Annotated in this window: 2 protein-coding genes; both read left to right on the top strand. The window is 51.3% G+C overall.

Going from position 1 to position 13,707, the window contains the following annotated elements; genetic code table 11:
* The first annotated feature begins 26 nt into the window (after positions 1-26).
* Complete coding sequence (locus ACYX4W_RS08095; protein ID WP_476075225.1) at positions 27-1,946, top strand: beta strand repeat-containing protein; 1,920 nt, start codon at positions 27-29, stop codon at positions 1,944-1,946.
* A complete protein-coding gene (locus ACYX4W_RS08090; protein WP_476075224.1) occupies positions 1,933-13,617 on the top strand; it encodes a BapA/Bap/LapF family large adhesin in 11,685 nt (3,894 codons plus the stop codon). Before ACYX4W_RS08095 ends, ACYX4W_RS08090 begins: the two co-directional genes overlap by 14 nt.
* The last annotated feature ends 90 nt before the right edge of the window (positions 13,618-13,707 follow it).

Raw genomic sequence — 13,707 nt, 5'->3', positions numbered from 1 at the left:
GTGGTAGCGTCGATACCACAGCACCAGTGATTACCTTAGATCCATTTGGTACAGGTAACGATAACACGCCTACTATTAGCGGAAATACCGACCTAGCAGCAGGAAGCACAGTAACTATCACCGTAACTGACAGTGTTGGCACTGAGCAGACGTTTACTGCAACTGTTGATGCTAATGGCGACTTTAGTGCAGATGTGCCTAATCCTTTGGCAGACGGAAACTTCGACGTTACTGCAACGGCCACTGATGCTGCAGGCAATACTGCTACAGATACAGTGAGCGGCGACATAAACTCAGCCGCGCCTACCCTATCGTTAGATCCTCTTGGGTCTGGCAACGACACAACGCCGACTATTTCAGGTAACACCGACTTAGCGCCAGGTAGCACTGTAACGCTAACTGTGACTGACAGTGCTGGAAACACACAGACATTCAGTGCCATAGTGCAAGGTGATGGAAGCTTTACGGCTGATGTTCCTGCAAGCTTACCTGAAGGTGACTATTCTGTTACTGCGACCGCCACAGACGGCGCCGGCAATAGTGCATCGGTAACCGAAAATGGCGGTAACATTGATACCACAGCCCCATCAATAACCATCGATACACAAGGGCTTGGCAATGATGCAACGCCGTCTATCTCTGGCACCACAGACCTCAATGCTGGCGACACGGTTAGCATAAGCGTGACAGACAACGCTGGAAATACCCAAACATTCACTGCAACCGTTCAAAACGATGGCACTTACAGTGCTGATGTTCCTGCCGATTTAGCTGAGGGCAGTTTCAGTGTGACTGTCACTGCGACTGACGATGCGGGTAATTCAGCAACGGCAATAGATAATAACGGTGTCATAGATACAGCAGCCCCTACCGTAACGTTGGACGCACAAGGCCTAACCAACGACGCTACACCGACTATATCGGGAACCACCGACTTGGCTGCGGGCAACACTGTAAGGATTAGCGTGACTGACAGCCAAGGCAATACGCAAACTTTCACTGCCACCGTTCAAGCGAACGGTAGCTTTAGCGCTGATGTGCCGGTTGACCTTGCAGAAGGCGATTACACAGTAGAAGTGACGGCGACTGATGATGCAGGTAATCAAAACACAGCGGTTGATAACAACGGTACAGTTGACACCACTCCACCTGTTATCAACTTAGATCCTGTGGCCAGCGGCAATGACGCAACGCCAATTTTGAGCGGTACTACCGACTTGCCAGAGGGAGCAACAATTACACTGGTTGTCACCGATGCAGGCGGTAATGTACAGAACCTTACCGCTACGGTAAACGCGGATGGCACTTTCTCAGTTGAAGTACCCAGCGCGCTAGTTGATGGCGATTACGATGTAACAGCCAGTGCGAGCGATGCTGCGGGCAATAGCACGACAGTGACGGATAGCGGCAATATTAATGCTAGCGCCCCGGACATTACGCTAGATGCCCTTGGTCAGACAAACGACGCTACGCCTCTTATTTCAGGTACAACTACCGCGCCAGTTGGTGCCACTGTCACCTTAACAGTGACAGATAGTGCTGGAGCAGTTCAAACCTTTACTGCAACAGTACAAGGAGATGGCACCTTCAGCGCAAGCGTACCGTCAGACCTGGCCGAAGGTAGCTACACTGTTGTCGCAGAAGTAACTGACGGCGCAGGTAATACCGGCTCTGACTCTGAAACTGGCGGTGTGGTAGATACCACATCACCGGCTATTGATGTGGCAGATCCGGGTGTAGGTAATGATGCAACACCAACCATTAGCGGCACGACAGACCAGCCAGCCGGAAGCACGGTTTCAATTACCGTCACCGATAACGCTGGCAATATACAAACCTTATCAGCAACCGTGCAAAGCGACGGCTCTTTTAGCGTAGACGTACCCGCCACCTTGGCTGAGGGTACCTACACAGTTCAGGCTACCGTTGTTGATGAAGACTGGTAATACAGCGTCCGACGCTGAAACCGGCGTAATCGACACAATTTCACCTGTTATTACGCTGGACGAGCCAGGTACAGTTAGCGACTCAACCCCAACCATAAGCGGTACTGTAGATTTACCGCAAGGTTCTACAGTGCAAATAACTGTTGTTGATAGTGCGGGTAATACACAGGTGTTCTCTGCATTGGTTGCCGCGGGCGGCGTATTCTTTGCCGATGTACCAGCGGCGATGGCTGAAGGAAACTTCACTGTTTCAGCAACCGCCACTGATGCAGCAGGCAACAGTACAACCGATAACGAAGCAGGCGTAGTTGATACTCTAGTACCTACACTTACTATAGATGTTGCCGATACCACTAACGACGCGACGCCACTCATTACCGGTACAACCGATGAGCCTGCGGGCTCAGTGGTTACTATTTTGGTAACGGATAGCGCTGGTGCGACCCAGACCTTAAGTGCAGTGGTACAGGCCGATGGTTCTTTCTCTATCTCCCCAGGAACCGACTTAGCTGAAGGCGGCTTCACGGTAAGCGCTACCATCAGTGATGAGGCAGGTAATACAGCAACAGCGAGTGATGCTGGAAGCATAGACACTACAGCACCATCATTAACATTAACACCACTTGAGGAAGGCAATGACACAACGCCTACCCTATCTGGCAGCACAAATCTTGCACAGGGTAGTGAAGTTTCGCTTGTGGTAACTGACAGCTCCGGAAATGTTCAAACCCTCACAGCGATTGTTGATGTAAATGGAAACTTTACAGTGGATGTGCCTGCGCCTCTAGCTGAAGGTGCATACAGTGTTGAAGCCACGGCAAATGATGATGCGGGTAATAGCACTACCGTCGTAGACAACACAGGTATTATTGATACAACAGCCCCTACTCTATCGTTAGATACACTGGCCTCAGACAGCGACACAACGCCTACAATATCAGGGAATACTGACCTGCCTGCAGGCGCGACAGTAACGATTACGGTTACGGATAACGCAGGTGTAAGCCAAACCTTCGATGCAACCGTTCAGGGAGACGGCAGTTTCTCGGCAGATGTGCCCAACCCAATGGCCGAAGGAGGCTATACCGTCACCGCCGTTGCCCAAGACCCAGCAGGCAATGAGACTACTGTCACTGAAGCAAACGGTAGCGTAGACACTACCGCGCCGACTATCAACTTAGATGCACAAGGCACAGGTAACGATACCACGCCAACAATTACTGGCAGCACCGATTTAAGCCCAGGTGGTTCAGTGACCATAACCGTCACCGACAGCGCAGGAGCAGAACAGACATTTACGGCTATTGTCGATAGTAACGGTGATTTCAGCGCCGACGTGCCCAATGCAATGGCAGACGGAAACTTCGATGTTACTGCAACCGCCACTGATGCCGCTGGAAACTCGGCGTCTGATACTACCAGCGGAAATATTGACACCGCCGTGCCAGACTTAACCTTGGATGCGCTTGGTACAGGAAACGACACAACACCAACCATCTCTGGCACTACGGATGTTGCGCCAGGCAGCACCGTATCCATCAGCGTTACTGATAATGCTGGTAATACGCAAACCTTTGACGCCATTGTTCAAGCTAATGGCACCTTCTCTGTAGATGTGCCAGCGGCCTTATCTGAAGGTAATTATTCTGTCACTGCAACTGCCACTGATGCCTCGGGCAATACGGCAACCGCAAACGAAAATGGCGGTGTTATCGATACTACTGCGCCAGCTGCGCCTACTGTTGATGCAGGCAACGGTACCGAAATTACCGGCACAGCCGAAGCAGGCGCTGTCGTAAACGTAGACGTTGACGGTGATGGCACACCTGATTTCACAGTGACTGCTGATGGCGATGGTAACTGGTCAGTAACACCCACAACACCGCTTGCCGATGGCGTGGTTGTGACGGCAACAGCTACCGATGAAGCAGGCAATACAAGTAGCCCAGCGACTGACACAGTAGACGCTGTTGCGCCAATCGTTGCCTTTAACGACCTAACGACTAATGACTCCACGCCTGCACTTACCGGTTCGGTAGACGATCCAACCGCCATCGTGGTCGTTACCATTAACGGTACAGACTATACCGCTACAAACAATGGTGATGGCAGCTGGACACTGACTGACGATGCGGTATCGGTTCTTGCTGAAGGTAGCTATACCGCTACGGTTACTGCTACTGATGCCGACGGTAACACCGGAACTAACTCTGGTACTGTGGTGATTGACACCACTGCTCCAGCAGCGCCTACCGTGGATGCAGGCAACGGCACAGAAATTACCGGTACCGCCGAAGCAGGCAGCGTGGTTAATGTTGATATTGATGGCGACGGCACGCCTGATTTCACTGTCACAGCAGATGGTGACGGCAATTGGAGCGTGACGCCTGATACACAGCTTGCCGATGGCGTGGTTGTTACGGCCACGGCCACTGATGAAGCAGGCAATGTCAGTGCGCCCGCATCAGATACAGTAGACGCTGTAGCACCAGTCGTTGCAATCAATGACTTAACCACTAATGACGCTACACCAGAGCTAACCGGTACGGTTGACGATCCAAACGCTATCGTAGTAGTGACTATCGATGGTATGGACTACACCGCAACTAACAATGGTGATGGGAGCTGGACCCTGGGTGACGATGCAGTGGCTACACTTGCAGATGGTAGCTATACCGCTACCGTTACTGCCACGGATGCCGATGGCAATGTGGGTTCAAATTCAGGAACGGTAGTGATTGATACTACACCACCTGCTATACCTACTGTAGATGCGGGCAACGGCACTGAAATTACCGGTACCGCTGAAGCAGGCGCAACCGTAAATGTGGACGTGGATGGCGACGGCACGCCTGATTTCACCGTCATCGCTGATGGCGACGGTAATTGGAGCATTACGCCTGATACACCGCTTACCGATGGCGTAATTGTGACCGTAACGGCAACTGACGCAGCGGGTAACATTAGCAACCCAGCCTCAGACACGGTTGACGCGGCTGCGCCAGTGGTTGCCTTTAACGATTTAACAACGAACGATACAGCGCCAGCACTTACTGGTTCGGTTGACGACCCAACAGCCACGGTGGTTGTTACCATCAACGGTGCCGACTATACCGCCACCAATAACGGTGATGGCACGTGGACACTGGCTGACGATGCGGTGGCGGCACTTACTGAAGGTAGCTATACCGCAACGGTTACAGCAACCGACCCAGAAGGAAATGTCGGTACGAATACTGGTACAGTGGTTATTGATACCACAGCACCAGCAGCGCCTACCGTTGAAGCGGGCAACGGCACTGAAATTACCGGCACAGCCGAAGCGGGCGCAACGGTAAATGTGGATGTAGACGGAGACGGCACGCCAGATTTCACCGTGATCGCTGATGGCGACGGCAATTGGAGCGTAACGCCAGATACACCATTGGCAGATGGTGTTGTAGTAACGGCAACGGCTACCGATGAAGCGGGTAACACCAGTGGGCCTGCATCTGACACGGTAGACGCAGTGGCACCTGTCGTAACCATCAATGATGTAACGACCAACGACACTACGCCTGCGCTAACGGGTACGGTTGATGACCCAACGGCTACTGTAGTAGTCACCATTGACGGCAACGACTATACCGCTACCAACAATGGTGACGGCACGTGGACACTGACTGACGATGCGGTATCGGTTCTTGCTGAAGGTAGCTATACCGCTACGGTTACTGCTACTGATGCCGACGGTAACACCGGAACTAACTCTGGTACTGTGGTGATTGACACCACTGCTCCAGCAGCGCCTACCGTGGATGCAGGCAACGGCACAGAAATTACCGGTACCGCCGAAGCAGGCAGCGTGGTTAATGTTGATATTGATGGCGACGGCACGCCTGATTTCACTGTCACAGCAGATGGTGACGGCAATTGGAGCGTGACGCCTGATACACAGCTTGCCGATGGCGTGGTTGTTACGGCCACGGCGGTTGATAAAGCTGGCAATGGTAGTGCACCAGCGTCAGATACAGTAGATGCTGTTGCGCCAGTCGTCACGATTGATGACTTAACCACTAATGACGCCACACCAGAGCTAACCGGTACGGTTGACGATCCAAATGCTATCGTAGTAGTGACCATTGATGGTGTGGACTACACCGCAACTAACAATGGTGATGGAAGCTGGACGCTGGCTGACGATGCAGTGGCTACACTTGCAGATGGTAGCTATACCGCTACCGTTACTGCCACGGATGCCGATGGCAATGTGGGTTCAAATTCAGGAACGGTAGTGATTGATACTACACCACCTGCGATACCTACTGTGGATGCGGGCAACGGCACAGAAATTACCGGTACCGCTGAAGCAGGCGCAACCGTAAATGTGGACGTTGATGGTGACGGCACGCCTGATTTCACCGTCATCGCTGATGGCGACGGTAATTGGAGCATTACGCCTGATACACCGCTTGCCGATGGCGTAATTGTGACCGTAACGGCAACTGACGCAGCGGGTAACATTAGCAACCCAGCCTCAGACGCGGTTGACGCGGCTGCACCAGTGGTTGCCTTCAACGATTTAACAACGAACGATACGACGCCGGCACTTACTGGTTCGGTTGACGACCCAACAGCCACGGTGGTTGTTACCATCAATGGAGCCGACTATACCGCCACCAATAACGATGATGGCACGTGGACACTGGCTGACGATGCGGTGGCGGCACTTGCTGAAGGTAGCTATACCGCAACGGTTACTGCAACAGACCCAGAAGGTAATGTGGGTACAACTACAGGTACAGTGGTTATTGATACCACAGCACCAGCAGCGCCTACGGTTGAAGCGGGCAACGGCACTGAAATTACCGGCACAGCCGAAGCGGGCGCAACGGTAAATGTGGATGTAGACGGAGACGGCACGCCAGATTTCACCGTGATCGCTGATGGCGACGGCAATTGGAGCGTAACGCCAGATACACCATTGGCAGATGGTGTTGTAATAACGGCAACAGCAACCGATGAAGCGGGCAATACCAGTGGGCCTGCATCTGACACGGTAGACGCAGTGGCACCTGTCGTAACCATCAATGATGTAACGACCAACGACACTACGCCTGCGCTAACGGGTACGGTTGATGACCCAACGGCTACTGTAGTAGTCACCATTGACGGCAACGACTATACCGCTACAAATAATGGCGACGGTACGTGGACACTGGCTGATGACGTAGTCGCTACACTCGCTGAAGGTAGTTACCCAACATCTGTTACTGCAACTGACGATGCGGGTAATACCGATACCGACACTGATACTGTAGTAATTGATACCACCGCACCTACGGTTGCAATAAACGATCTTACTACCAATGACACCACGCCTGAGCTTACCGGTACGGTGAACGACCCGAATGCGGTTGTGGTGGTGACCATTGACGGCAATAATTACACCGCTACCAACAATGGTGATGGCACCTGGACACTGGCTGACAACGCAGTTGCTGTGCTAGCAGAAGGCAGTTACCCAACATCTGTTACTGCAACAGACGCCGCGGGCAACACTGTCACCAATACAGGAACAGTGGTAATTGATACTACCGCACCTACCGTTGCAATAAACGATCTTACTACCAATGACACCACGCCTGAGCTTACCGGTACGGTGAACGATCCGAATGCAGTTGTGGTGGTGACCATTGACGGCAATGATTACACCGCTACCAACAATGGTGATGGCACCTGGACACTGGCTGACAACGCAGTTGCTACGCTAGCAGAGGGCAGCTACCCGACTTCGGTAAGCGCGACAGACGCCGCGGGCAATACTGTCACCAATACAGGTACGGTAATAATTGATGTCACCGCACCTACGGTTGCAATAAACGATCTGACCACCAACGACACCACGCCAGAGCTTACCGGTACGGTAAACGACCCCAATGCGGTTGTGGTGGTAACGATTGACGGCAATGATTACACCGCTACCAACAATGGTGACGGTACCTGGACGTTAGCTGATAACGCAGTTGCTACGCTTGCAGAAGGCAGCTACCCCACGTCGGTAAGCGCAACAGACGCCGCGGGTAATACTGTCACCAATACGGGAACAGTGGTAATTGATACCACTGTACCTACGGTAGGTATTGACGATCTCAACACCAATGACACCACGCCAGAACTTACTGGTACGGTGAACGACCCGAATGCAGTTGTGGTCGTTACCATTAACGGTACAGACTATACCGCTACAAACAATGGTGATGGCAGCTGGACACTGGCTGACGATATCGTTGCCGCGCTGGCTGAAGGTAGCTATACCGCAACGGTTACTGCTACTGACCCCGATGGTAACACCGGAACTAACTCTGGTACTGTGGTGATTGACACCACTGCGCCAGCAGCGCCTACCGTGAATGCAGGCAACGGCACAGAAATTACCGGTACCGCCGAAGCAGGCAGCGTGGTTAATGTTGATATTGATGGCGACGGCACGCCTGATTTCACCATCACAGCAGATGGCGACGGCAATTGGAGCGTAACGCCAGATACACCATTGGCAGATGGTGTTGTAGTAACGGCAACGGCTACCGATGAAGCGGGTAACACCAGTGGGCCTGCATCTGACACGGTAGACGCAGTGGCACCTGTCGTAACCATCAATGATGTAACGACCAACGACACTACGCCTGCGCTAACGGGTACGGTTGATGACCCAACGGCTACTGTAGTGGTCACCATTGACGGCGTTGACTATACCGCTACCAACAATGGTGATGGCACGTGGACGTTGGCTGACAACGCAGTTGCTACGCTTGCAGAAGGCAGCTACCCGACTTCGGTAAGCGCGACAGACGCCGCGGGTAATACCGGTACCGACACTGGTACTGTAATAATTGATACCACCGCGCCTACGGTTGCAATAAACGATCTTACTACTAACGACACCACGCCAGAGCTTACCGGTACGGTGAACGATCCGAATGCAGTTGTGGTGGTAACGATTGACGGCAACGACTATACAGCTACCAATAACGGTGACGGTACATGGACACTGGCTGACAACGTAGTCGCAACGCTTGCAGAAGGCAGCTACCTTACATCGGTAAGCGCGACAGACGCTGCTGGCAACACGGTAACCAATACAGGTACAGTGGTAATTGATACTACCGCGCCTACGGTTGCAATAAACGATCTTACTACCAACGACACCACGCCAGAGCTTACCGGTACGGTGAACGACCCGAATGCGGTTGTGGTGGTGACCATTGACGGCAACGATTACACCGCTACCAACAATGGTGACGGTACCTGGACACTAGCCGATGACATAGTTGCCACGCTAGCAGAAGGAAGCTACCCCACGTCGGTAAGCGCAACAGACGCCGCGGGTAATACTGTCACCAATACAGGAACAGTGGTAATTGATACCACCGCACCTACGGTTGCAATAAACGATCTGACCTCCAACGACACCACGCCTGAGCTTACCGGTACGGTGAACGACCCGAATGCGGTTGTGGTGGTGACCATTGACGGTAATGATTACACCGCTACCAACAATGGTAATGGCACGTGGACGTTGGCTGATAATATCGTCGCCCTGCTTGCTGAAGGCAATTACACGGCTGTGGTTACCGCCACAGATGCTGTAGGCAATGTTGCAACTGACACTGGTACAGTCGTTATCGATACCACTATTGATGAAAACAATAATGGTCAAACAGTAACGTTCGACAGTATCTCAAACGACTCTGGCGTAGCTGGCGACTTTATTACTAGCGATAGCACACTTATCTTTAATGGTACGGTTGACCTTGGTGATAATACTACCCTAACCGTTACCGTTGACGGTACGTCCTATACTTTTGGCACCGATCCTGAACTTACCATTGATGGCAGCGGCAACTGGAGCCTTGATTTAACAGGCACAACGCTACCAGCAGGTACCTACGCGGTGGTGGCAACAGTCACCGACGAAGCAGGTAACTTAGCAAGCACAGCAAGTCAAAATGTTGTTGTACAGGCTCTTGATGCTATAAACGACGGTAACACCGTTGATATGGGCGAACCTGTGGTCACGGTCAACCCACCGGAAACTACGAGCAACGTAGATGTTATCGGCTTAGCCGAGGCTACGGGCGGTGTTGATGCGAGTGCATCCTTTACCGTTTCTCCTAACCATGTAGGTGAAGTGCTAGTAGAAGTTGACCAAATAGCACTGGTTGCTGTTGCCGATGCCTACATTGTTGAGGTGTATGACGAGAGTGGTCAACTTGTTTACAAAGGAGTAAGTGCAAACTCACAACTTGCCGATGTCGGTGGCCTAGACATTTTTGATGTTACCGGCGACGAGACCATTTCGTTCACGTTGGCAGGCCTTGATGCTGGCAACTACAGTGTGGTGGTCCGCAATGATGAGAACTTACTAGAAGACTTGCTAGACAACGACAATAGTAACGATGTTAACCTTCAAGAACTTGGTTCAGCTGGCGTTGTACTTGGGCCAGACAATCAAGCTGTCGTCCTTGATACTATTGAAACAACGTTAAATACCGGGGTTTTAGGTATTCCAATTGGTACGGTTGGCACGCAAGTAAGGGGCGTATTAGAAGTACTTCTAGATACAACCACAGTAATTGGCGCAGGACAGCTTGTTAATTTACTTACCGCGCCTCTTGATGCAATTGGTTTAACTGGCTTCCTTGATGACATTCTAAGTGTCATTGCCGATGCATTGCTCAGCAATACATTAACCCTATTGCAAGACACTGATATCACCACCACATTAACCGAATACACCTATACGGGTGATTTGGTGGCCCAAGGCAACCTAATCGACGGTGATATTAGCGGCGTAGGTGCCGACACTATCTTAGACGGTGCCCAAGTAACACTGGTTAGCAACGCCTCTGGTGATAGTGTGGCTGTACCTGCTTCCGGCACCGTTACTATTCAAGGTAACTATGGCGTACTGGAAATTGCCGCAGACGGCACATACACCTATACCGCCGACGGCGATCGTAGTGCAATTGGCCAGGACGAAGTGTTTAACTACACCCTATCAGATGGTGAAACTTCTGATATTGCGGCGCTTACCATAACCATATCTGGCAGCGACTTCCCGCCAGTAGTAGCTCAAACCGATAACAATGACATGGAGTTGGGCGCACAAACGGCCATTGTAAATGCACCAGTTAGCGACAGTGACTTCCAAGTGCTTGGCTTAACCGAAGGCTCGCCAGCAGCGGGCTCGCCAGAGGCTAGCACAACGCTTACCGTTGATGCTGGTTTCTTTGGCGAAGTGGTTGTAGAAGTTAGCCAAACCGCCTTAGTCGCCGTCGCTGATTCGTATCGTATTGATATTATAGATGCCGATGGCAACGTGGTCGCCTCAGCTATGACGCCGGACAATCCGTTAATAGGTGATGTAGCTGGCGTAAACCTAATCGGAGTAACTGGTGACGATACACTGGTTGCGAAATTCTCTGGGCTACCTGCGGGTGATTACACCGTGGTCGTGCGCAATGATGAAAGTGCCCTTGAGACACTATTCGATCAAAATAGCGACGGCTCGATTACGCTAACAGAATTAGGTGATGGCGGCGTAGTGCTTGGCGAAGAAAACCAAGAGGTGGTGCTAACTGCTGTTGAGGACGCACTAAACGGCACTGAAGCCAGTATATTAAATGGACTTGGTTTGGGTACGGTTGTGCGAAACCTTGTGCTTGAGCCAGCCTTAAGCACCGCAGATGCTATTGGCGCCGGCGATTTAGTGAGTACCATTACCACGGGACTTAATCTATTAGGGTTAGGTGCACTGGTAGATACCGTATTAGATGCTGTTGCAGCGGCACTGCTAAGCAATACACTTACCTTGCTTCAGTCTACCGATATAACTTCAACACTAACGGAGTATCAGTTTGAAGGTAGCACGACAACATCGGGGAATGTTATCGATGCCGCTAATACTGGCGACGTAGCGGACAGCATTGCTGAGGGCGGCGTAGTGACGCAAGTTACCCATACCAATGGTGAGTCGGTGACTGTATTGGGCACTGGGCTATCGGGCATTACTATTGAAGGTGACTATGGCGACCTCACCATCTTTGAAGACGGTAGCTACACCTATGTAGCCAACGGCGTGCGCAACGGCTTAGGCAATACAGATAGCTTCAGCTACACCATTTCAGATGGCAGGAATACCTCTACCGCGAACTTAAATTTCAATCTATCTGGGCAAGGTGTATCGGCAGACTCGGCCCGTGCTGAATTGACTTATGATTTTGCTACTGATGCAGGCCTTAACGAAACTGATGCGCTTTCTCATGGATATTTATTGGGGCTAGGTGGCAGCTTTAACGATACCAGCAATACATTTGCCGTAGCGTCAAATACAACTCAAGATATAACGTTAAACGTTGACAATGGCAGTCTACTGTCACTGGTTTCAAGCCTTACTGTTACCGTAGAAAAGTTTGAAAACGGAGCATGGGAAGCGTACAGGGTTTTCCCTAACGGCGAGCTAATTAGCTTATTAGGCATTGATGGCGATACCGTCCTCACTGTCGACGGATTAACTGAAGGTTTGTACCGTTTGTCGATGAACGGTACGACTGGCCTTGGCGTAGCTGGCAGCATTAGTGTAGACCTATCCTCGACCATCAATTACCTTGACCAGTTTGAATTTAGCAGCGCGCAAACCGCTACAGGCAATTTGTTCGAGAATGACGTCTTCCAAGATAGCGTAGATAAAGTGTACATCTCGACAGATGGAACAAACTTCCAAGATGCCACTGGCGGCATTACGTTAGTTGGTGATTACGGTACGCTGCAAATTGACCAAACGGGCGCGTACACTTATACCCCGGACAACACGCTAGCCGTATTTGGTGGTACCTTAACGGATACCTTTACTTACCGTATCGAATATCCAGACGGTACTGTCGAGCAGGCAGAGTTTAATGTGTTTGTGACGGCATCGGGTGAAGGTGTACCTGAAGTAGTAACAACCACTTCATCTGAATCTGTAAGTGCATCAGATAGCAGCGGCACCGTTGTTACTGACGAGCCTACAGCACCTGACGTGATTGACCTAACAGGGCAAACGCTTCAAACAGTCGATCTGAATGCTGAAACTCGATTGGTAACGCCAGAAAACGAGGCTACTGCGCCCCTATTGAGCACAGAGCCTTCAGCGATAACCGAACCCGTAGAGAGCACGCCTGAAATTATTACGCTACCTGAAGAGGAAGTGAGCACGCTTGGTAATAATGTGGGCGATGGTTTTGGCGGTGGCGACACTATCGACCTGTCTGGTACCAAGCTTGATACGGTTGATATTGGTGGTCCTATCCCCACCGCGCCGGACGAGGGTACAAGCCCGCTTTCGCCTGAAGCTTCAACGCCTGAAAGCGCAGCGCCACAACCTATCACCTCTGGAACATTACCAGAAGACACAATTACCCTTCCAGAAGAAGGCGATATTGTAACCGCTGGCCCAGTGACAGAGGTAACAGTTGATGTTGTAGATATAGATCTTCCACCAGAAGATTTAATTCTACCTTCAACTGAGCCTACATCCACTGATTCGGGCAACGAAAATACGTTGTCTGATACTGGTAGTGACTTAGTGGGCGATATGTCTAAAGAAGGTAGCACTGATGTGACAACAAGCTTCTCCGACAGAGTCTGAAGTGCTGAAGACAGCAATAGATAAACTTCCACCAACGGATATCTAGTTAACTCATGAAGTCAGCCTTAGGCCCTCGTCTTTAACGGGGGC

The organism is Alteromonas sp. ABH4_454, assembly GCF_056311775.1.
This window is presented reverse-complemented; position numbering and strand designations above follow the sequence as displayed.